At 64.5% G+C, this 21,146-nt stretch carries 16 protein-coding genes; 5 read left to right on the top strand and 11 right to left on the bottom strand.

Annotated elements, in window-relative coordinates; translation table 11 throughout:
* Window positions 1-2: 2 nt before the first annotated feature.
* The 3 genes from AUL36_RS24685 to dksA form a co-directional block, all read right to left on the bottom strand.
* Window positions 3-539: a hypothetical protein gene (locus AUL36_RS24685; RefSeq protein ID WP_062222382.1), complete on the bottom strand. Its 537-nt coding sequence runs from the start codon at window positions 537-539 to the stop codon at window positions 3-5.
* Between the two features lie 665 nt (window positions 540-1,204).
* On the bottom strand, window positions 1,205-1,711 hold the full coding sequence (locus tag AUL36_RS24680) for a hypothetical protein (protein ID WP_244497146.1): 507 nt from the start codon (window positions 1,709-1,711) through the stop codon (window positions 1,205-1,207).
* A 324-nt stretch (window positions 1,712-2,035) separates the two neighbouring features.
* Window positions 2,036-2,452: an RNA polymerase-binding protein DksA gene (gene dksA / locus AUL36_RS16065; protein ID WP_058599599.1), complete on the bottom strand. Its 417-nt coding sequence runs from the start codon at window positions 2,450-2,452 to the stop codon at window positions 2,036-2,038.
* A gap of 355 nt (window positions 2,453-2,807) precedes the next feature.
* On the opposite strand from dksA, the gene AUL36_RS16060 reads away from it, so the two are divergent.
* The 3 genes from AUL36_RS16060 to AUL36_RS16050 all read left to right on the top strand — a co-directional run bounded on the left by AUL36_RS16060 (window position 2,808) and on the right by AUL36_RS16050 (window position 5,957).
* Complete coding sequence (locus AUL36_RS16060) at window positions 2,808-4,265, top strand: YcjX family protein (RefSeq protein WP_062222378.1); 1,458 nt, start codon at window positions 2,808-2,810, stop codon at window positions 4,263-4,265.
* The gene (locus tag AUL36_RS16055; protein WP_062222376.1) at window positions 4,262-5,317 is read left to right on the top strand and encodes a YcjF family protein; all 1,056 of its coding nucleotides are present in this window, start codon (window positions 4,262-4,264) and stop codon (window positions 5,315-5,317) included. Before AUL36_RS16060 ends, AUL36_RS16055 begins: the two co-directional genes overlap by 4 nt.
* 112 nt (window positions 5,318-5,429) lie before the next feature.
* Window positions 5,430-5,957: a hypothetical protein gene (locus AUL36_RS16050; RefSeq protein WP_062222375.1), complete on the top strand. Its 528-nt coding sequence runs from the start codon at window positions 5,430-5,432 to the stop codon at window positions 5,955-5,957.
* On the opposite strand, the gene folK is transcribed toward AUL36_RS16050, so the two are convergent.
* Window positions 5,954-6,472 (bottom strand): 2-amino-4-hydroxy-6-hydroxymethyldihydropteridine diphosphokinase, encoded by a 519-nt coding sequence (gene folK, locus AUL36_RS16045; protein WP_062222374.1) that lies wholly within the window; start codon window positions 6,470-6,472, stop codon window positions 5,954-5,956. The genes AUL36_RS16050 and folK overlap by 4 nt on opposite strands.
* Window positions 6,469-7,332, bottom strand: coding sequence for a dihydropteroate synthase (gene folP, locus AUL36_RS16040; protein ID WP_062222373.1), 864 nt, complete (start codon window positions 7,330-7,332; stop codon window positions 6,469-6,471). Before folP ends, folK begins: the two co-directional genes overlap by 4 nt.
* Before the next feature lie 126 nt (window positions 7,333-7,458).
* Here folP and AUL36_RS16035 point away from each other — a divergent pair, with 126 nt between their 5' ends.
* Entirely contained in the window at window positions 7,459-8,064 is a 606-nt protein-coding gene (locus tag AUL36_RS16035; protein ID WP_058635407.1) for a DUF922 domain-containing protein, read from the top strand.
* A gap of 6 nt (window positions 8,065-8,070) precedes the next feature.
* Here AUL36_RS16035 and AUL36_RS16030 read toward each other — a convergent pair whose 3' ends face one another.
* On the bottom strand, window positions 8,071-8,391 hold the full coding sequence (locus AUL36_RS16030; protein WP_058599592.1) for a 2Fe-2S iron-sulfur cluster-binding protein: 321 nt from the start codon (window positions 8,389-8,391) through the stop codon (window positions 8,071-8,073).
* Between the two features lie 37 nt (window positions 8,392-8,428).
* A complete protein-coding gene (locus AUL36_RS25010) occupies window positions 8,429-8,668 on the bottom strand; it encodes an Hpt domain-containing protein (protein WP_156418425.1) in 240 nt (79 codons plus the stop codon).
* Between the two features lie 495 nt (window positions 8,669-9,163).
* On the opposite strand from AUL36_RS25010, the gene AUL36_RS16020 reads away from it, so the two are divergent.
* The gene (locus AUL36_RS16020) at window positions 9,164-16,279 is read left to right on the top strand and encodes a hypothetical protein (RefSeq protein WP_062222370.1); all 7,116 of its coding nucleotides are present in this window, start codon (window positions 9,164-9,166) and stop codon (window positions 16,277-16,279) included.
* Between the two features lie 396 nt (window positions 16,280-16,675).
* Here AUL36_RS16020 and AUL36_RS16015 read toward each other — a convergent pair whose 3' ends face one another.
* The 4 genes from AUL36_RS16015 to AUL36_RS16000 all read right to left on the bottom strand — a co-directional run bounded on the left by AUL36_RS16015 (window position 16,676) and on the right by AUL36_RS16000 (window position 21,025).
* Window positions 16,676-17,272, bottom strand: coding sequence for an ABC-type transport auxiliary lipoprotein family protein (locus tag AUL36_RS16015; protein WP_058635410.1), 597 nt, complete (start codon window positions 17,270-17,272; stop codon window positions 16,676-16,678).
* Between the two features lie 91 nt (window positions 17,273-17,363).
* A complete protein-coding gene (locus AUL36_RS16010) occupies window positions 17,364-19,031 on the bottom strand; it encodes an MlaD family protein (RefSeq protein WP_062222368.1) in 1,668 nt (555 codons plus the stop codon).
* Window positions 19,021-19,860, bottom strand: a complete 840-nt coding sequence (locus AUL36_RS16005; RefSeq protein ID WP_058599587.1) for an ABC transporter ATP-binding protein — start codon at window positions 19,858-19,860, stop codon at window positions 19,021-19,023. Before AUL36_RS16005 ends, AUL36_RS16010 begins: the two co-directional genes overlap by 11 nt.
* Complete coding sequence (locus tag AUL36_RS16000) at window positions 19,841-21,025, bottom strand: ABC transporter permease (protein ID WP_062222367.1); 1,185 nt, start codon at window positions 21,023-21,025, stop codon at window positions 19,841-19,843. Before AUL36_RS16000 ends, AUL36_RS16005 begins: the two co-directional genes overlap by 20 nt.
* Window positions 21,026-21,146 lie beyond the last annotated feature (121 nt).

Here is a 21,146-nt window from a genome sequence, read left to right as displayed (position 1 = left end):
CGTCATTGCCGAACGTCATCCTGACACGGCAGTATGGGCCGAAGCTGACCTGACCCTGTATCAGGACGGGCAGCGACATAAGAACCGAATACCGATTGCGGTCCCGAGACGTCAACGACGAACGGACCGCCGGCATCGCGGAGGTATGGTGAATGCGTGAATGGTTGGCCGGCGTGGTCGGTGAGAATCTGGCGCCGATCGTTTCGGTGATTTTGGCAGCGGCGGTGGTCATCCTCCTGGTTCTGCTGCTGGTCGGCTTGGCCAAGCGCATTTTTGCCGGTGGCAGCGGAATCGGCAGTCGCCATCGCGCGCCTCGTCTCGCGGTGCTGGACGCGATCGCCGTGGACCAGCGTCGCAAGCTCGTTCTGGTGCGCCGCGACGAAGCGGAGCATCTGATTCTGATCGGCGGTTCCAACGATCTCGTGGTGGAACAGAGCATCTTCCGGGGTCAGGTGGCGCGCCGAGTCCCGCCCGGTGCGCCGCCGGCGCGGCAGGAGCCCGATATGGGTGAGCGCCCGGCAGGTGCCCCGTTGCCGCATCGCCGCACGCCCCCGTCCCCCCGTGCCGCCGAGACGCCCGAACCCGCGCATCACCCTGCCATGCGGGACGAGCCGATTCTGCCCGAGGTTCCACCCGCCATTCAGACCGCAAGAGCCGGCGACCCTGTGATGGAGCCTCGGCGAGATGCGCCGCCGCCTCGCCCAGCGATCGAACCTTCAATGATGCTCGCCCCCGAGCCGCAACGCCGCGCGCCGTCCGAATCCGTCCGCGCGCCGGCTCCCGCGCCCGAACCTATGCCAGTCCCCACACCGCGTGCGCCCGAGGCGGCGCCGATCGCCGTTGCGCCGCAACGGCCCGTGCCCTTGCCGCCGCCGGCCATGCCGGCTCCGCCCGTTTCAGTTGCGCCGGCGCAGCCTGAACCTGTTCGTCAGGTGCCTGCCCCGCCGGTCCTCGCTCCTCCGGCGCGCCCGATCGAAGCAAGGGAGGTCGCCTTTGCTCCTGTGGCGGGACCGGTGGCCGAGGACCGTCCGGGATCTCCGGCTCCGATGCTGCGCGAGGCGACTGTGGCGTCTGCGGTCGGGTTCGGGTCATCAGAGGAGAACACCCCGAACGTCGAGTTGCAGAAGCTGGCCGCGCCCGAACCAGCGCCCGTGCCAGTCATCCCAGCCTCCCGGCCCAATCCGGTCGCTCCGCCCGTGGCGCTTCAGAACACACAGGGCGGCGCTCCGCGCTCCATGGCAACTCCGACCCTGGCCAACACGCCGCGTGTCGCGCCTCCGGTGACGCCGCCTTCTTCGCCAGCCGACGAAACGGCATCCGAGCCGCCCCCTCCCGCTCCCGCGCCGATCAGCCCGGCGGCATCGCCCATGTCGGGTCTCGCTCGCTCGCTTTGGTCGCCGACGCCGTCCGTTTCCTTTTCGCCCGCGCCTGTTCGCACCGAGCCCACCCTGACGCCGAACTCGCCGCTCGCGATCGAGCCTTCGTCGAGTCCGCCTGCGCGCAACCCGTCGGATCGGATGAGCCAGAACGCCGAGCCGATGGAGCCAAGGGGAACGGAAGCGCCATTAGCCGAAGGCCCAGCGCCATTGACGGTTCGAAGCTTTGCTTCGACGATCCAATCCCGTCGCACGACGCCCTTGCCGCCGAGCATGGCCGCGGCGTCACCACCGACAATGGAGCCTCGGCCAGTTCCGACGGCCGCTCCCGTCATCGACGCCCCGGCGCAGGCGAAACCACCCGAGGCCCCCCCCGTGGCTCCCAGGCCGCCGGAAAACCCTGCGACAAGCCCAACGATCGCCGATGCGCCAAAGGCGGAACGCAATCTAACGCTCGAAGAAGAGATGGAGCGGCTGCTCCACGACTTTAGCTTGGACGTCTCGCCGGATCGGCGCTGACAAGCAGGCGGGACTGTGGAGCCAAATCCCAGTCCCTCTTCTCCAACAAACAACAAAAAAGCGGGCCGCATTCAGCAGCCCGCTTTTTTTTGCTCTTACAATTCGACGGCCCCTGCGATCACGCTCGCAGCGGTCTCGCATCATTCGTCGCGATAAACCTTCTCGCGGCGTTCGTGTCTTTCCTGAGCTTCGAGCGTCATAGTCGCGATGGGACGCGCGTCCAGCCGTTTCAGACTGATGGGCTCACCCGTTTCTTCACAGTAACCATAGGTTCCATCTTCGATCCGCTCCAGCGCGGCGTCGATTTTGGAAATCAGCTTTCTCTGGCGATCACGAGCTCGAAGCTCGATCGAGCGATCGGTTTCCGACGACGCTCGGTCCGCCGCGTCGGCCTGATTGGCGTTTTCCGTCGCCAAGGCGTCCAGAGTCTCCTTGGCTTCGCGGAGAATGTCATTCTTCCAAGCCAGGAGCTTACGGCGGAAATATTCCTTCTGCCGGTCGTTCATGAACGGCCCGTCCTCAGGAACGCCAGTTCCAATGGGTAAGGTTTCGCTCATATGCCACCTCCAAGCCAAGTTGGGGCGCTTATAACCATGCCGTCGGCACCGAACAAGCGTCTCGCGCGCCGATGAGGTAACGCGTTGGTCGCGCCTAAGCTTCCGTCGGACAACGAGTTTTGATCCCGGAAACACGTGTTGAGCGGCGCGGGAAGCGTCGGATCGTCCTGATACCCACCCGATCCAACCACACTCGAGGGTTCACGAACGGCTTCGCAACGCAACACACGGGAGCGTATCAGCCGTTCGAGGCGAATCGCCCGAGACCCGGACCGGTCGCGGATCGATAGGCTTTCGAACCGGTTCTACATCCTTATATGGACGCTCAACCGACATCGAGGCTCCCGCCGCTTTCATGACCTCCCTTGCCGACGAAGCGCGAATCGTTTTCGACAACCTGACCGATCGCGGGGCGGGTCTGTTTCATCCCAACCTGCGGCTTGGGGTCGCCGGCCTGTCTCGGGCGGGCAAGACAGTCTTCATCACCTCCCTCGTCCACAACCTCGTTCACGGGGGGCGCCTCCCGCTTTTCGAAGCGCAGGCGAGCGGGCGAATTCGTCGCGCCTTTCTGGAGGAGCAGCCCGACGACGCCGTTCCGCGCTTCCAGTACGAGGAGCATCTGCGCGCGGTCCTGACCGATCGCCTCTGGCCGCAATCGACACGGGCCATCTCGGAGCTTCGGTTGACGATCGAATTCGAGTCGGCGTCCGGTTGGTCACGCTTCTTCTCCGCGGGGAAGCTTTCGGTCGATATCGTGGACTATCCCGGCGAATGGCTGCTTGACCTTCCGCTGATCGACAAGAGTTTCGAGGACTTCTCGCGCGAGTCGCTCGAGCGCGCCCGCCTGCCCTCGCGCGCGGCAATCGCCCGACCGTTTCTGGACCTCGTCGAGGGCCTCGACCTGCACGCTCCTGCCGACGAGCCGACAAGCCTTCGCCTTGCCTCGACCTTCGCGGATTATCTGCGAGCCTGCCGCGCCGATCGCACGGCGCTTTCGACGCTTCCTCCGGGGCGGTTCCTGATGCCCGGCGATCTCGAAGGCTCGCCCGCACTGACCTTCGCGCCGCTGCCTCTCGAAGCCGGAACCCTATACGAGAAGGGCAGCTTCGGCGCGCTTCATGCCCGCCGATACGAGGCCTACAAGACCGTCGTGGTCAAACCCTTCTTTCGCGAGCATTTCGCGCGGTTGGACCGGCAGATCCTTCTGATCGACGCGCTTCAAGCGATCAATGCCGGCCCGGAAGCCGTGCGCGATCTGGAATTCGCCCTCTCCGACATTCTCTCCTGCTTCCGCCCCGGACGATCGAGCTGGCTCGGCTCGTTCCTGACACGGCGGATCGACCGCATCCTGGTGGCGGCGACAAAGGCCGACCATCTGCATCGTGGCGATCACCAGAAGCTGGAAAACATCGTTCGCCGGTTGGTGCAGGATGCGATGACCCGCGCGAATTTTTCGGGCGCGCAGACCGACGTGATCGCCATGGCCGCGATCCGCGCCACGCGCGAGGCAAGCGTATCCGATCGCGGTGAAACCCTTCCTGTCATTGTCGGCACGCCCATCCATGGCGAGGAAATCGGCGGCGAGCGCTTCGACGGAGACACCGAGACGGCAATTTTCCCCGGAGATTTGCCAGACGATCCCGGCCGGTTGTTGCGGGACACCAAACCCGCGGCGAACCGCCAGCCACCCGTGAACTTCGTTCGCTTTCGCCCCCCGCGGCTTGAGCGGACGGAGGATGGCTTGCTTCTCTCTCTGCCCCATATCCGGCTCGACCGGGCCCTCCAGTTCCTGATCGGAGATCGTCTGGCATGAGCGAGGACACGCCCCGGCGCCCCGCGGCTTTCCGCATCGATCCGGCTTCGACGCCGGCTCCACCGCGCGAGGAGCCTTCACGCGCGCCGCGAGCGATCGCCGATCTTCAGCGGATCACGATCGAGCCCGATGAAGCCTTGGAAATGGAAGCGGCCAAGGCTCTGGACGCGGCGCCCGCAACAGCGAGACGGCGCGGCGGCTTTTCCTTCGGCAAGATTTTTCTCGGTGCGTTGAGCGCGATCGTCTCCCTCGCCTTCAGCTTGGCCCTCGACGCTTTCATCCGCGATCTTTTCGCGCGGGCCGATTGGCTGGGCTGGCTGGCTCTCGGACTGAGTGCGGTAGCACTGTTCGGGCTGCTGGGCGTGATCGGGCGTGAAGTGCGCGGTCTCCTTCGCCTCAACACCGTGGAGAAGGAACGTCGCGAGGGTCTGGAGGCGTATCGCACGGATGACGAACGGAAGGCACGCTCTGTCGTTTCGCGGCTGGTCTCCATCCTGTCGAGCCGCCCGGAAACCGCCGGCGGCCGAGCGCGCCTGAAGGATACGGCCGACGATATCATCGACGGACGGGACCTCATCGGCCTGGCTGAACGCGAATTGCTTCTGCCTCTCGATGCGAAAGCGCGAGCGCTGGTTCTGGCGTCCTCCAAGCGGGTGTCGGTCGTCACCGCCGTCAGCCCCCGTGCCGTCGTCGATCTCGCCTTCGTCCTGTTCGAGACGCTGCGTGTCATTCGTATGGTGTCCGAACTCTATGGCGCGCGCCCCGGCACGATCGGTCTTGTCCGCCTGACGCGGGATGTGCTGGCTCATCTCGCGGTGACGGGCTCCATTGCGGTGGGGGACAGTCTGGTCCAGCAGGTCGTCGGCCACGGTCTCGCCGCGCGTCTTTCCTCGAAGCTCGGCGAAGGCGTCGTCAACGGATTGCTGACGGCGCGGGTGGGTCTGGCCGCGATGGACCTGTGTCGCCCGCTTCCCTTCCTCTCGGTTCAAAGGCCGAAGATCGGAGACTTCTTGCGCGACCTCACGCCGGGGTCGGGCGAAACGTCGCGCTGAGGTCTTCTGGCAACAGTGAGCGTTTGGACGGTTTGGCGAAAGGTTTGATTAACCCTCCGGCGTGATAAAAGGGGGTATCGATCCGCTTCCCGAACACTCCGGAAGGTCTTCCATGGTTCGCCCCTTCGCTGCCAGCCTCGCTCTTCTGGTTCTGTCCGGCGCATCCGCGCCTGTTTCGGCCGCGGACAAGGACGAGGCCTTCTTTCAGAACGTTTTCGGCCGCTGGAGCGGCCCGGGCGAAATCGTCGCCGGTAAGTACAAAGGCACGAAGTTCGTCTGCGATCTGACGGGTGCCAAGCCGATCAAGGATGTCGGCATGTCGCTGGATGGCTCATGCCGCGTCGGCATGTTCTCACAACCCATGTCGGCGACCTTCATCAAGGGCGGCTCCTCCTACAAGGGCTCTTTCCTCGACGGCTCCGCCGGCAAGGGCCTCGACATCGTGTCGGGAGACGTGGCGGGCGATAAGATCACGGTTGGCCTTGACCGCAAGCAGTTGAAGGGCGCGATGGTGGCGCGCATCGACGGCAAGGACAAGCTGAACGTCACGATCTCCGTGCAGGTCGCCAATGAGCTTGTGCCGGTGATCGGGATGCATCTGAAGCGCGACGAAACCGTCAAGCGCGCGTCGATCGACTAATCGCCGATCGACCGTTCGGTTCGCCACCAATCCGGATCAGTTTGCAACTGGAGAATGTCGCCGCGCTCCACTGCGTCCCTCCAGGCGGCGACCGACCGACCTGCTATCTCGAGTTCGGGGGCCATCTCGGCCAGCGGGACGAGAACGAAGGCGCGCTCCGTCATTCGAGGATGCGGGAGAAGGAGTTCCTCGGTCTCGGTCACCAACCCGTCATAATCCAGCAGATCGATGTCGATCGTGCGCGGACCCCAACGCACACCGCGCTCGCGATGAAGCTGGCGCTCGACGTCGAGGCAGATGCGCAACACGGCATCGGGCGGCAGGTTCGTTTCGAGCCCCGCGCAGCAGTTCAGGAAATCCGGCTGCTCCGTCAGCCCCCAAGGGGGCGTGCGATAGAGCGACGAGACGGCGACGACAGAGACGTCGTCTCGCGCATTTAAGGCCCGAAGGGCTTCTCCCATCTGGCGCTGTGGATCACCGAGATTTCCACCCAGACCGATCCAGACAGACCTCATGCTTTGGCCATCGCCATGGCGTGAAGCCCTGCGTCCACTAAAGCCAATGCATCCCGGTTCGGACCGATGCGGTGAACGCGGAAGATGGCGGCGCCTCGCTCCCGCAGGAGAACGCTGGTCGCAGCCGTTGCGACATCCGCGTCGGCTTCGCCATGACCCAAGGTCGAGCGCACGAAACGCTTACGGGACGTGCCGACCAGAAGCGGGTATCCGAAAGCTTTCAGCTCATTGAGCCGCATCATCAGATTTATATTCTCCGCGGCATCTTTGCCAAACCCGAAACCGGGATCGAGCACGATCTGCGCGGTCGAGACGCCGGCATCTGCGGCGATCCGCAGCGACGTTTCCAGAAATTGAAATTGATCCGCGATCGCATCGGACCCGCGAACGCGCTCGCGCCCCGTGTGCATCAGGCACAGCCCTGCCCCGGTCGTCGCCGCGACTTCCGCAATGGCGGGATCGCGCTGAGCGCCCCAAACGTCGTTGACGATATGGGCCCCGGTTTGGACGGCGGCCCGGGCCGTTTCGCTGCGATAGGTGTCGATCGAGATCAGGCAATCCGACCGTGACGCCAAGGCTTCGATGACAGGCAGAACGCGGCGGCGCTCTTCTTCCGCTTCCACCGGCTCGGCGCCGGGACGGGTCGACTCGCCGCCAATATCGATGATCGCCGCCCCTTCCTCGATCATTCTCAAAGCCGCATCCACAGCCCACGACACGTCGCCGCGATAGGCGCCGCCGTCGGAAAAGCTGTCAGGCGTCACATTGAGGATGCCCATAAGCACGGATTGCGGTCCGAGCTCCAGGCTTCGGCCGTGAGCAAGGTTCCAGACGCGCGACCGGACCTTTTCCGCAGACATCAGACGAAAGACCGAAGGGAAACACTCAGAGAAAACAAAGCGAAAATTCCTCACACAAATGGCTTGTGCCGCGTCAACGATCGGTTAGCGTAGGGGTGGAATGTTTCAAGCCTGTGGGAGCGACGCATGAAACGAATTCTCGCCCTGTGCCTGACCGTCGGCGCCACCCTGCCGGCCACTCATGCCATATCGGGGGAGATTCGGGAGCGGACGACCTTCTTCATGGTTCGAGGCAAAAGCTTCGATGATCTGTATCGCGAACTCGGCATGAAAGGCCCGGACCTCGGCCAGGGCGAGCGCCACGCTGGCTCGACGGACGTGGCCTTCAAAGCCAATGCCACCTACAAGCCGACGACCGGGGGCTGCGGCATAGCCCACGCAGAGGTTCGCCTTGACCTGCACACGACCCTGCCGCGCTGGAGCGGGCCGAAGAACGGCTCGAGAGAGACGCAGATCCTCTGGAAAATCCTGCGCGACGACATCGCCACTCATGAGGCGGAGCACTCGCGCATCGCCAAATCCTGGCTGAAGCGGATGGAGGCCACGATCCGCTCGCTCAAACCGCAGCCCAGTTGCGCCCGCATGGAGGCTCTCGTCAATTCAGAAACCCGAACGCTTCTCAAGCAGCACGACGACGAGCAACTCGCTTTCGATGCCGCTGAGTCCAAGCGTATCGACGCGAGACTGGAGCGCAAGATCAACCAACAGCTTCATCGGGTCGCGTCGAGATAAGGCGCCTCAGGGCTGGCGCTCGGGCACACGCACCGTCAGCCCATCGAGTTCGGGATGGATGCGAATCTGGCAGGACAGCCGCGAGTTCGCTCGGACATCCACGGCGAAGTCCAGCATGTCTTCTTCCATGGCCTGCATCTCGGGAAGTCGCGCCACATAAGCTTCGTCCACATAGACGTGGCAAGTCGCGCAGGCACAGGCACCGCCGCAATCGGCGTCGATGCCGGGAATATCGTTGCGCACGGCATTTTCCATCACGCTCGACCCATTGGGAGCGTCGATGTCATAGCGCGTGCCGTCATGAGCAATAAAGACGATAGCGGTCATGACTGTCGGGTAGACCGAGGCGTGGATGAGGTCAACCTCACGGTTCAGCGCCGCCCTCCAGAACCCGCAGCTCACGATCGACGAGCGCGAGTTCCTCCATCATCTCACGGAGCCGGACGCGATCGTGCGGCACCTCCTCCAGACGAGCGGCCTTGCAGGCGAGACTGATGGCACCGCAATTCAGCGCAGCGCCTTTGATCGCGTGCGCGCATCGCTGCCGCGCGTCGCCATCCGCCTCCTCTAGGGTCCGACGTGCCCGATCGATCTCGATGCACATCAGCGCGGCGACGTCGCGAGCCAGGACCTCATCGCCGTCGCAGCAGTGCAGCAAGGCTGAGAAAGTAAATATAGCCGGCTCTTGAGAGGATGCTGGCACAGTCCACCGACGATCCGTGTTGGTCAGAGGCCCATCCAAAAAGCAGGGGAAAGTTAAATTCTACGGAAGTTTTGAATGGTGAGGTGAGGTCCGCTTCGTCATTGTCGCCCTTCGAGCGGCGAAATGGGTTATTCCGAATGCTGACGAAGACGCGAGACGGCAACAGGGACGGGCGGAACGTTAACCAAATGTTTAAACTTGTCGCCTTCTCCCGATTTTGCAGTTTCCTTCCGACGCTCCCGTATTTACCTTAGACGTTAGGGATATGCCCTTCGTTTGCGTGGATTCGCGGGCGGCAGGGTGGCGAGGTTCGAAGCCAACGGCGTCGGGACATGCATTGCATGGTCGGCCTGATGCATCGAGCCCAATGTAACGAGTATCGAGGCGCGGCGCACGATGTCGAAGATTAAGACGGCCGAACAGCTTTCCGAGGAAGCCGTGAACGAACTGGAGGCCGCCCTCCAGGACGAGGACTTTCTCAAGCCGGAAGCAGAGACGACCAGTCTTTCCGGCAAGGCGGCAGGCCATGTCGAGAAGCAGACGCTTCGCGCCGACGACATGTCGATCGAATTCGCCCTGAGCGATTTCGACCGCACGGTCGAGGAAGCCACGAAGGCCCTGCGCGACGAAGCCAATCTCGGTGCGCCCCATAACGCAACCCCGAGTCTGGACGAGTTCCGTTTCGAAGACACCGACTTTCTACCGCTCGACACCTTGAGCCAAGCTGACGCGCCGCTGGCCAAGGCGCCCGTGGTGCAGATCGGGGCAGCCTCTCAGAACGCGGCCCAGCCCGAATTGGCGATCAACGAGGACGACAGGCCTTCGGCCACCGTTCTGGCCGCAGCGGACGAAAGCTCGCGCATCCGTTCGGAGCGTCGCTCCCGCACGCCGTCCCAGAAGGCCGACCCGCGCCATTCCGCCGCCGCGCCCCTGGCGGACCCGGTGCGCGGTTCCCGGTCCTTCAAGGGTGATGTCGCCAATGACGAGCAGCGCTCGGCTGCCGTCATGGCAGATGCTCTTCTGAGCCGTCGCTCGTCCAACAAGCCGGTCGTGATCGGCGGCGTCGTCGCGGCTGCCTGGGCGGCCCTGTCGGCCTCCGCCTCCTACTCCTTCCTCGCCAGCGAGTCTGGCCTCGCTTCCAATATCGTTCCTCTGCTGGCACCGCTTGCGGCTGCCGTTGTCCTGCCCCCGCTCATGATCATGGGCTTCTCGGTCATGATGCGTCGCTCGCAGGATCTGCGTCTCATGAGCCGAGGGTTGGCCGAGGTCGCGCTGCGCCTGGCCGAGCCGGAAAGCCTCGCCTCAGATCGTATCACCACGGTCGGCCAGGCCGTGCGCCGCGAAGTCTCCGTCCTCGGCGAGGGCGTCGAGCGCGCCCTGGCCCGCATGAGCGAACTCGAAACACTCGTGAACGCAGAGGTCTCCTCGCTGGAGCGGGCCTACGCCGACAATGAGGTCAAGATTCGCTCGCTCGTCGCCGATCTCGGCGCAGAGCGCGAAGCCATGCTCTCTCATGCCGAGAATCTGCGCAGTTCCATCGTCGGATCTCATGATCGTCTCGTGGGCGATGTCGACGGCGTGTCCGGTCGTATCCTCTCGCAGGTGGAAGAAGCCTCCGCCCGCCTGAACGCGCTTCTGGACGAGCGCAGCGCCGAACTCTCGCGCGCCTATGACGAGCGCAGCCGTGCCTTGATGGCGCTGTTCGACGAGCGCAGCCGCGAGGTCGACAGCGCCCTTCTCGGCAACAGCCAAGCCGTGGTGGAGCGCATCAGCCAGACCGCCGACAGCACGACCGGCCAGCTTCGCCAGACCGCCGACGAGATCGCCCGCTCCCTTGCCGAACAGATGGAGGCCCTGAAAGCCCGTTCCGCCGAGCTTCTGCGGCATGTGTCCGAAGTCAACGAGCAGACGAACGCCCGCCTGAACGAGTCCAACGAGTCGGTTCTGCGGGTCCTCGCCGAACGGGCCGAGACGCTCTCGAACCAAGGGGCGGAGTTCGACAAGGTCATCGCCGATACGATCGACGCCCGCTCGGCCCGTATGCGCGCCGACAGCGAGGCTCTGGTTGGCTCGCTCACCGGCCAGCTCGACCAGCGCGCCGAACGCCTGTCGACGGAGGCGCAGCGCGTCGTCGCCTTGATGGACGGAGGGTTCGACGCTCGGATCGAGCGCGCGACGGCTCTGCTCAACGAGCGCAACGCCGAGGTTCTGGGTCGCTTCGACGAGCGTCTGGCCCAGCTCGAGGAGGCTCTGTCCGGCAAGGGCTCGGCTCTCGTCACGGCGATCGAAACCCGCGCCGCGGCCATCGACCGCTCGGCCGATCGCATCGCCGAAGCGCTGCGCGAACGCACCGGCGAATTTGCCAGCGTTCTGTCCGAGCGCACGGGCGAAATCGGCCGTGCCTTCTCCAGCGGTCAGGCGACGATCTCGCAGACGGCCAACGAGGCGGTGGCGCATGTCGATGCAGTGTTCCAGTCCAAGGCGAATGAGCTTCACACCACGTTCGAGCAGCGCATCGGAACGCTCGGTTCGGTTCTGAGCGATCGCGCGGCCGACATCGACACGTCCCTCTCCTTCGCGCAGCAGTCGCTGGCCGCGACGTTGGATGAAAAGAGCCTCGCCATCACGCAGGCGGTCGAGGCGAGCGTGACGCGCATCGAAGGCGCACTGGAAGGCGCGGATGAACGCCTCGTGGCGGGTCTCGACGGCAAGACGGGCGAGCTTCGCCAGTCGCTCGACACGCATGCCGACAAGGTTCAGCGTTTGATCGAGGACGGCCGGAACCTCCTGGGATCGGATCTCGACGATCGCCTCACCCGCATCAATGCCCTGCTGGCCGAGAAGCGCGACGCGATCAACGTCGTGCTGGACGAACACTCCCGTCAGATCGATAGCGCTTTGGACGCCCGTTCGCAGACTTTCAGCAGCGTTATGTCGGATCATTCCGGCCGCCTGCTGTCGGAGATCGATGAGCGCACCAGTCTTCTTTCCACCAGCCTGTCCGATCGCCTCGCTGCCAGCGAGGCCTTCATGCGCGACAGCGGCGAGCGCCTGACAGAGTCACTCAACCTCTACACCTCACGCGTCAGCGAAGACGTGATCGGTCGTCTAGAATCCGTTCTGACCTCGGGTGAAGACCGTCGCCAGGAGTTCCTGACGCGCTTGGAACTGCAGACATCGGGCGTCGAGGCCGTGTTCGAAGGGTCGGTGGAGCGCATTGCCGCCGATCTCTCGTCCCGCGTCGACGAGTTGCGCAACCTCATCGACACCTCACGCGACAGCCTCGTCGGAAGCCTGGAATCGCGCAGCGGCGCCTTTTCGCAGGAAGCCGATCAGAGTGCGCGCACCATCCTTTCCGCTGTCGAGACCGCCCTCTCCTCGCTTCTGGAAGGTCTGGAAGGTCGTGGAACCCAGTTGCGCGAAAGCGTCGAAACCGCGCGTCTAGCGCTGCTGGACGGGTTGGACGACCGCGTCATCGCCATGCGCGAACTGGCCGATGCGTCCCAGTCCTCGCTGCTCACCGATCTCGACGCGCGGACGGCGAGTTTCGGAGAGGAACTCGACAAGGGCAATGCCGCGATCGCGCGCACGCTCGACCAACGTATCGGCGCACTGCGTGAGGCTTTGCTTGAGTCCGACGGCCAGCTGGCCGCCGCGATGGACGAGCGCCGCGAGAATCTGACCTCCGCGATCGAGGATGTCGCGAGTTCGCTTGCGGCCACTCTCGGCGACCGCGCGGACGATGTTCGCCGCGTCATGGAGCAGAGCACGAGCAACGTGACGCGCTCGCTCGAAACCAAGCGCGAGGAAATCGTCGCGGCTCTCGAAGCCGGTGTCGTTACCCTGGCGCTGGCGGTAGACGAGCGCACGGAATCGATGACCTCGACCCTGGAACGTGGCTTGGCCAATGTGGAGCGCACCCTGTCGGGTCGTGCGACGCTGATTGCCGACACGCTGCGCGATACGATCGTCGCCGCCACCACGAATATGGGCGAGGAAGCTGATCGCGCTCGCCTCGGCCTCCAGTCCGAAACGCAGAAGATTGCCCTGGTGATCGGCGAGTTGGGCAACGTCTTCCGCACATCCTCGGAAGAGGCACAGGCCAAGTTCGTCGAAGAGGTCGGCAAGTTCGAGGATCGCATTCGCCTCGTCACCCAGTCGGTGCAGGACGTGTCGGCCATGGCCCGCACCGAACTGTCCGGCGAAGGTGATCGCGTGGCGGAAGGCATCGCGGCCACGGCCGAGACGATCCGCCAGTTGAGCGAGGACGCGCGTCAGCGCTTTGCCGAAGAAGCCGAAACGCTCGGTCGCACCGTCGCCGACGTGGCGACTCGGATGCGCACGGAAGCCGAAGAGGTTCGCGAGAGCCTCGCCGTCGAGGGTACGAGCTTCAGCACGCAGATTAGCGGCGCGTCCCTTGCAATGCGCGCCGAGGCCGAAGCGGCCCGCGAGCGCCTGGCGCTGGTGGCCAACGACTTCGCCGGCGGTCTCGAGGACATGGCCGAGCGTCTGCGTCAGGATGCGGAAGCGGCTCGTCAGGTCGTCGCAAATCAGGCGATCGCGCTGTCCGGCGATTTCGAAGGCGCGGCCGACAAGCTGCGCATCGTGGGCGATCAGACCCGCGAGCAGTTCGCCGCCGATGCCGGCCAGATCCGCGAGGAGGTGGCGGCTGCCGCGATCCAGATCCGCGAGAGTTCCGATCTCGTTCGGCGCGAGGTCGCCGGACAGGCGGCGGCGATCGTGGCCGAGTTCCAGAATGCCAGCGGACATCTTCACGAAACCGGCGAATCGTCGCGTCGTCTCCTTCTCGAAGACGCCGGTCGCATCGCGGAGCAGGTCGGCACAGTCGCCACCACGCTGCGCGGCGAGACCGATCGTTTGCGCGACGAGGTCGCCGAGCAGGCGCGCCGGATCGTGGACGAAGTGTCTGCGGCGACGGAACGTCTCCAAGCCGGCGCTGGCGAGACGCGCGAGCGTCTGGCGGCCGATGCCCTGCGCCTCTCCGAAGAGCTGGACGCCGTTGCCCTGTCGATGAGCGAGCAGGCCGAAGCCGCTCGCAATCGCCTCAGCGGCGATGCGGAAGCCTTCGCCCTTCGGGTCCAGGACGCAACCGCGCAGATTCGTGGCGAAACGGATCGCTCCTCCTCCTCCTTGGACGAGCGCGCGACGCGCTTTGCCGCAGAGCTTTCGGGCCTGTCGGTGCAGCTGTCACAAGTCATCGACGGCACGACCGAGGGTGTTCGCGACGATCTGAGCGCCTCGGCCGCGGCCTTGCGCGCCGAGATCGAAGCGGCCGCCTCGGGTATCCGCAGCGAACTGGCCTCGGTGTCCGGCACCATGCGCGAGGATGCGACGGGCATGGCCGGTCAGATCCTTCGCGACGCGCAGCTGGCCCGTGAGAACCTCATGGCGGAGGGATCGGAGATCACGCAGCGCCTGTCGGGTGTTGCGACGGCTATCCGGGTGGAAGCCGACCGCATCCGCGAGCAGATCGCCGAATCGACAGGCGCGTTCGGCTTGGAGTTGTCGCAGCGCGTTGCCGCCACCGAGAGCCATCTCGTGGAACGCGCCGACGCAGTGGGCGAGGCGATGAGTCAGCGCACCCGCGATCTGGCCGACCTCCTCGCCAGCCGCAATGCCGAGATCGCGCATCTCATCGACACGGAAACACGGCCGATCGTGGATCGCCTGTCGGACACGGGCTCGCGCGCCGTCGAGGCTCTGGAACAGGCGGCTCGCCAGGTGGCGGATCGTCTGCGCAGCGAGAACGACGCCATCGTGGCGGATTTCGTTCGCCGCGCCGAAGAGACCGTCGAAAATCTCGGCGTATCCTCGTCGGGTCTTCTGGCGGCGCTGGACGATCGCTCCGGCTCCCTCACCTCCTCCATCTCCGACGCTCGCGAGCTTCTCGGCCGCGACATCGGTTCGCTGGCGGAGCGTCTGGAAAGCGGCAACTCCGCTCTGCGGCATCTCCTCGACAATGCAGCGCAGAATCTCGGCCGGGCCGAATCGGCGCTCAGCGAGACCGGCGCTCGGTTCCGCGACGAGGCGGATCGCGTCGGGAGCGAGATCGCCGCGTCGTCCGAGCGTCTCGAGCACAATGTCGTTCGCATGGACGATACGACCGCGCAGGCTCTGGTGCGTCTGTCGACGCTCGGCGAAAAGCTCGGCGAGCACGAGAAGATGCTGACCGAGGCTGCGGCCCTTCTCGACGCCACGCAGTCGAACCTGCAGGAAACGCTGGAAGGGCGCCGCGAAGGCCTCGAGGCTCTGGCCAGCGGTCTTGCCACGCGCTCCGACGATGTCGGCAAAATGCTTCTGTCCTTCGAGGGCGTGGTGGATCGGCTCTTCGCGGAAGCCGAGCGTCGCTCGCACACCGTAGTGGAGACGATTAGCGGCGAACTCACCAGCACGCTGGAAGAAGCCGGTCGCCATCTCGAGGAGACCGAGCGTCGGTCCACCGCTGCCGCAGAGCAGGTTCGCGAGACGATCCGTGGCGTGGTCGAAGAGGCGACGCAGCGCTTCGGCAGCGCGACGAGCGACATGCACAGGGCCGCAGCGGACATCCGCCGCGAACTGGAAGGGGCGCGCACCGAAATCCGCAAGGGCGTCTTCGAACTCCCCGAGGAAACCAAGGAAAGCACCCGCGCCATGCGCCGCGCCGTGTCCGACCAGATCCGCGCCCTGCGCGAGCTGACGGATATCGTGACCCAGTCGGGTCGCTCCCTCGACGTGCGCACGCCCGATGCCGGTGCCTCGCGCTCGGCCTCGCTCGGCTCGCGCTCATCCGACGTAGCTGTTCGTCCGGCCCCGGCCGTACAGCAGCGGGCCGAAGCGGCTCGCCGGAACGAGATCGAGACCCGCATGGCGGGAGGGTTCGTCACCGACGGCAATCTGGCTCGCGACACGCGTGGATCGATCGAAATCCGCGCGGCGGCACCGGCACCCGTCGCGCCGCGCGCCGATCTCTCCCCGCTGCGTCCGGCGGCTCAGCCGGAAGCTGCGACTGAGACCCCGGCGTCGGACGGCGATCGCCAAGGGGGTTGGGTGTCTGATCTTCTGCGCCGCGCCTCGCAGGATGACGACACTGACGCTTCCGCCGAAGCGCCAGCAACAACGCCTGTGGTTCCGGCGGAGGCGCCAGCCCGCGCCGCGCGTTCGCAGGCCCATGTCGTGGACTCGCTCAACTCGCTGTCGGTCGATATCGCCCGCGCCATCGATCACAATGTGTCGGTCGAGCTTTGGGATCGCTATCGCAGTGGTGAGCGGAACGTCTTCACGCGTCGGCTCTACACGATGAAGGGCCAGCAGACATTCGACGAGATCCGTCGCAAGTATCAGCGTGATGCGAGCTTCAAGCACGCGGTCGATCGCTACATCGGCGACTTCGAAATGCTCCTGCAGGAAGCGTCTCGCAACGATCCGGACAACTCGAAGAGCAAGAGCTACCTGACATCGGATACCGGCAAGGTCTACACGATGCTGGCTCACGCCTCCGGCCGCTTCGAATAAGACAAGCCTTCCTCTCCAAATCAAACGGGCGGTCCCTTGGGGCCGCCCGTTTTCGTTTGGATGGACGTATGTGCAGGTGGCAGATCAGGGCTCGACTCGGATGAACCGAGCGCAGCGCGCGAACGATCCATGAGCACAGTCGTGTCTTGGTCCGGCGATCGTCAGACGGACAGGGGTGTCACCTCCGGGGCGAAGCGCCAAGGCCACCATCTGGAGGCCCACACGAAAATCACCAAGTCCGACGTCTCTCACGCGTCGTCGATACGCCTTCGGGTCCACACCATCTTGCGCTCGCGAAGACTCGCTGGCGCTGCAGTATGGCGCCCGGACTCGCGGCTACAAAAAAACCCGCCAGACGAGGCGGGCTTTCGAAGCATAACTTCTTGAGGCGCTGGATCAGATCAGCTTCAGCGTCCAGCCGACGATCTCGTCCGCAACTTCCCCGAACGCCTTGTCGAGCGCCGCGACATAGGCCGCGTTGCCCGTGCCAGCGAGCGGTGCCGTGCCACGGAAGATCCGGGTGGCGCGGACCACGCCAGTCTTGTCGTTCAAGGCCTTCACGGCGATCTCGACCACGGCCATCGACCCGCCATCCACCGTAACTTCGAACCGCCGGAGCTCCGTGACGATCTGATAGTCGATGGCGAGCCCCTGGCCGGGAACGCCGACCGCACCGACGCGGCCCGTATTCTGGAAAGCCTGAAGCAGGCGCAGCTGGACGAGGCGCGGGAGACGATCGCTCCACTGGCTGGCGGCGAGGGTCTCGATGGTCTGGGGCGTCGGGCGAACCACGATCTGCTGGCTGTCGAGGGACTTGGCGGCCGTGGGCTCGGGGATGAGAATCTGCGCGCGCGTCGCTGCGCTCCGGGTTGCGGCCGGGGGCGGCGCCGACAGTTCGAACGTGGCAGGCGGTTCCTTCAGCGACGCGCAACCCGAAAGCAGCATGGCCAGCAACGAAACCGAAACAATCTGGAGAGAGGGCTGACGGGCCATCCTTCGTCCTCGATACATGGAGAGAGGGGCGGCGGAGCCGCGTGGAATAGGAGTCGTCGGCTGCAAGATACAGCCGACGACCCTCGAGAGATCAGCGACGCGTGCGCCCATCGAACTGTCGGATGTCACCGGCACCATCACCGCCGAACAGGATACGGCTCGGATTGGCGGACAGGTTGGTGATCGCCTGCTCGATCCGCGACACGGCGCGCGTCGTCTCGCGAACGAGATTGCGCACCTCCTGGAGGCCCTGACCCGTGAAGCTGTCGAGATTGGACGAGATGGGGCCGACCGCCGCCTGGATGCTCTGCGCGGTCTGACGAATGGTGCGTAGCGTATCGCGCGCCTCGGCCGTCAGGCCCTGCCCGTCCGGGCTGTTGACGAGATTGTTGACCGAGTTGATCACGGTCTGAACCTGCGCCGACGCCACCTTCAGATTGGCGCTCGTGTCACGGGCGTTGCCGATGATGGCGTTGATGTCTTCGCGGCGGGTCCCAATATCGTCCGCCACGGCGCGGACCGAGTCGGCCGCGCTGGCGATGTTCGTCGTAGCCGACGAGACATTGTTGACGGCGCGCGAAATGTCGTCGGCGCGGATCCCTGCGAGGAGATTATCGACGCGTGCTCGTGTCCCGTTCACGCCGGTGAGAGCGTTGTTCAGCGTTGCGAGCACCGTATCGGTGGCAGCCACCACCGTTCCGATCCGGCTCGACTGTCCATTCAGCGCGGCGGCGAAGCCGGAAACATTGTCCACCACGGAACGAACTTCGTCGGCATTGACGGCGGCGGTGAGTCGATTCACGTCGCCCAACGTCGTGTCCAGCTTCGTCGCGACGCGGTCCGCCGTTGCGCTGATCGGATCGAGCCGTCCGAGGAAGGCGTTCAGGCTCGGTGTGTTCTGGCGAATGACCTCCCCGACGGAGCCGAGGCTGCGTGCCGTCTCGCCGATGGAATCGAGGGCTGTGACGAAATTGTCCGTCTGTCCGCGAACGCTCTGCGTGATGGCGGCAATGTTCTGGATGGAGTCGTTGACCGCCCCGACATTGAGCGCCGAGATGAAATTGCCGACGCTGTCGATCAGGGGCGGCAGACGCTCGGCGACATTGTTGGCGCTCGTGGACAGGCGCGCGAGGCTGCCGAGGAAGTCATCGATCTGCCCGGCATTGGCGGCCAGACTATCGGTGAAGGTACGAACATTGGTGGAGGTCTGCGCGACATTCTCGGCGGTGGTGCGCACCGACGGACCAACGGCCTGAACGATCGACTCGAACTCGCCGAGAATATTGTTGGCGCGATCGGCAATGTCTCGTGCCGTGGCCAGAATGTCCGTCACATCGGACGGATTTGCGCGGATAACGGGCGTCGTACCCTGCTCGATCGCGGACTGGAGAATGTTGCGATCGTTCACATTGCCACCCGTCAGGCCGATGAAGCCGATGCCGGTCAGGCCCTGGAAACCGATGGTCGCGGTTGTCGATGTCGTGATCGGGGTCGTGCGATCGACCTGCGTCGTGGCGATCACGACGCGCGGGTTGTTGGGATCGATCTTGAGGCCCTGCACCGAGCCGACGTTCAAGCCGTTGAAGAGAACCTGGCTGCCTTGGCTGAGGCCGGAGACAGAGCCTTCGATGCGGATGAGCAGCGTCGTGCGCTGGTCCTTGTCCGACACATTGGCCGACCAGTAAACAAAGCCGAAGCTCAGGGCGAGAACGACGACCGTGAAAATGCCGACAAGGACGTAATTCGCTCTATTTTCCATCACTGTCCTTCACCGCGTAGTGCGGATTTTCGTCTTTCGGCACCACAGTCCGGGCGCGCTTGCCGTGAAAATAGGATCGAACCCAAGGGTCGTCGTTCTCGAGCATGGTCTGGAGCGGCCCTTCGACAAGGACCTTCTTCTGCCCGAGCACCGCGATTCGATCGCACGCCATAAATAGACTGTCGAGGTCGTGCGTCACCATGTAAACGGTGAGGCCGAGCGTATCGCGCAGCGTCATGATCAATTCGTCGAAATCGGCCGCGCCGATCGGATCGAGGCCCGATGTCGGCTCGTCCAGGAAGACGATGTCGGGATCGAGCGCGAGCGCTCGCGCGAGAGCGGCGCGCTTGATCATGCCGCCCGACAATTCGGACGGGTATTTTTCCGCCGCATCGGGCGCAAGGCCGACAAGATCGATCTTGAGCCGGGCGAGCTCTTCCATCAGTTGCGGCGAGATATCGAGATATTCCCGCATGGGAACCTGGATGTTCTCCAGCACCGTCAGCGACGAAAATAGAGCGCCTTGCTGAAACAAAACACCCCAGCGCTGCTCGACGGTGAGCCGCTCGGCGTCGCTCGCCCGGTCGTAATCGACGCCGAAAACTTCGATCTTTCCGCCCTGCTTGGGGTTGAGACCGAGGATCGTGCGCAGCAGCACGGATTTACCAGTGCCGGACGCACCGACGAAGCCGAGGATTTCGCCGCGCCGAACATCCAGCGAGAGCCCGTCCAAAATGGTTTTCGAACCGAAGCGAACGGTCACATCCGTGGCACGGATAATCACGTCGTGATCGGTCTTGCGATGTTTGTCAGTATCCGATGGCGGCATAGAAAATCGCGAAAACAGCATCCATCAGGATGACAAGGAAGATGGATTTGACCACCGATGCGGTGACGTGGCGGCCGAGGCTTTCGGCGCTGCCGCCGACCTTCATGCCTTCCATGGACGCCATGATGCCGATGACGATAGCCATGAACGGAGCCTTGATGAGGCCGGCGAACACGGTGCCGACATCGATGGCGCCGCGCAAGCGCATGAGGAAGGCATCCGGCGTGATGCCGGAATACACCCAGGTGACGACGATGGCGCCCAGAAGTCCGGCCAGATCGGCGATAAAGGCCAGAAGCGGAAGAACGATCACCAGCGCGACGAGGCGGGGGAAGATCAGAACGCCAATCGGATTGAGTCCGATGACATGCAGCGCGTCCACCTCCTCGCGCATCTTCATCGAACCGATTTCGGCCGTGATCGCGCTGCCCGAGCGGCCCGCGATCATGATGGCGGTCAGGAGAACGCCGATCTCGCGCAGCTGGAGGATGCCGACGAGATCGACGACGAAGATTTCCGCGCCGAAATTGCGAAGCTGAAACGCGCCTTGCTGCGCGATGACCGCGCCGATCAGGAAGCTCATGAGGGCGATGATCGGCACCGCGCGAACGCCCATGCGATCCATCTGATTGACGATCGCGGCGGGCCGGATCTGCGTCTGGCCCGTCATGCGCCGACCCGCGCCGTAGAGCGCGGCGCCGACGATGTTGAGGCCGCTCGTCACTTCGCGCCCCATGGCGAAGACGCCTTCGCCGATCTTGGCGAAGACGTCCGTCAGGCTGGTGCGCTTGGGCGCCTGCGGTGGTGTGCGCTTGACGTCCAAAGCCTTGCGAACGGCCTCGAACAGCGTCTTGTCCTTATCGGCGCCGCGAAACTCGACCTTGCGGCCCTTCTCGCCCATCTCACGGGCCAGACGCTCGATCAGGAACGCGCCCGATGTATCCATGCGGCCGATACCGCTGCAATCCACGACGAGAGACTTGCCGAGATCGGCCTTGCTGGTCTCGGTGATCTTCTCCTCGACGGAGCCGATCGTGCGGGACAGCCAGTCGCCGGCCAGCTTGAGCACGATGCCCTTCTGGCTCTTTTCGGCTTCGATGGAAGGGGGAGAGGCCTCGGCTTCCCCGCGGCCGCGTCCCTCGTCGGACTTGGGTTTATTGAGCATTCCGAGAGTTACAGCCTCTGTTGGCGATGGACAGCCCGATACGCGGCTCTTCCACATCCTGCATTGCACACGTAGCGTCCGCCTGTGACGCCGAATAGTGATGTTAAGATCGGTTAAGGGA

Origin of the sequence: Aureimonas sp. D3 (genome assembly GCF_001463805.1) — a bacterium.
Lineage (GTDB): Bacteria > Pseudomonadota > Alphaproteobacteria > Rhizobiales > Rhizobiaceae > Aureimonas > Aureimonas ureilytica_A.
The sequence above is the reverse complement of the archived record's forward strand: the minus strand, read 5'-3'. Positions and strand labels throughout refer to the sequence as shown.

Bases quoted from the DNA above. Each gene is read 5' to 3' on its own strand.
- dksA (WP_058599599.1), bottom strand. From the start codon at position 2,452: ATGAGCGAAACCTTACCCATTGGAACTGGCGTTCCTGAGGACGGGCCG.
- AUL36_RS16005 (WP_058599587.1), bottom strand. From the start codon at position 19,860: ATGCCGCCATCGGATACTGACAAACATCGCAAGACCGATCACGACGTG.
- folP (WP_062222373.1), bottom strand. From the start codon at position 7,332: ATGTCTGCGGAAAAGGTCCGGTCGCGCGTCTGGAACCTTGCTCACGGC.
- AUL36_RS16000 (WP_062222367.1), bottom strand. From the start codon at position 21,025: ATGCTCAATAAACCCAAGTCCGACGAGGGACGCGGCCGCGGGGAAGCC.
- AUL36_RS24685 (WP_062222382.1), bottom strand. From the start codon at position 539: ATGCGGCAACGGGGCACCTGCCGGGCGCTCACCCATATCGGGCTCCTG.
- AUL36_RS16010 (WP_062222368.1), bottom strand. From the start codon at position 19,031: ATGGAAAATAGAGCGAATTACGTCCTTGTCGGCATTTTCACGGTCGTC.
- AUL36_RS16035 (WP_058635407.1), top strand. From the start codon at position 7,459: ATGAAACGAATTCTCGCCCTGTGCCTGACCGTCGGCGCCACCCTGCCG.
- AUL36_RS25010 (WP_156418425.1), bottom strand. From the start codon at position 8,668: ATGTGCATCGAGATCGATCGGGCACGTCGGACCCTAGAGGAGGCGGAT.
- AUL36_RS16020 (WP_062222370.1), top strand. From the start codon at position 9,164: ATGTCGAAGATTAAGACGGCCGAACAGCTTTCCGAGGAAGCCGTGAAC.
- AUL36_RS16015 (WP_058635410.1), bottom strand. From the start codon at position 17,272: ATGGCCCGTCAGCCCTCTCTCCAGATTGTTTCGGTTTCGTTGCTGGCC.
- AUL36_RS16050 (WP_062222375.1), top strand. From the start codon at position 5,430: ATGGTTCGCCCCTTCGCTGCCAGCCTCGCTCTTCTGGTTCTGTCCGGC.
- AUL36_RS24680 (WP_244497146.1), bottom strand. From the start codon at position 1,711: ATGACGGGAGCGGCCGTCGGAACTGGCCGAGGCTCCATTGTCGGTGGT.
- AUL36_RS16055 (WP_062222376.1), top strand. From the start codon at position 4,262: ATGAGCGAGGACACGCCCCGGCGCCCCGCGGCTTTCCGCATCGATCCG.
- folK (WP_062222374.1), bottom strand. From the start codon at position 6,472: ATGAGGTCTGTCTGGATCGGTCTGGGTGGAAATCTCGGTGATCCACAG.
- AUL36_RS16030 (WP_058599592.1), bottom strand. From the start codon at position 8,391: ATGACCGCTATCGTCTTTATTGCTCATGACGGCACGCGCTATGACATC.
- AUL36_RS16060 (WP_062222378.1), top strand. From the start codon at position 2,808: ATGACCTCCCTTGCCGACGAAGCGCGAATCGTTTTCGACAACCTGACC.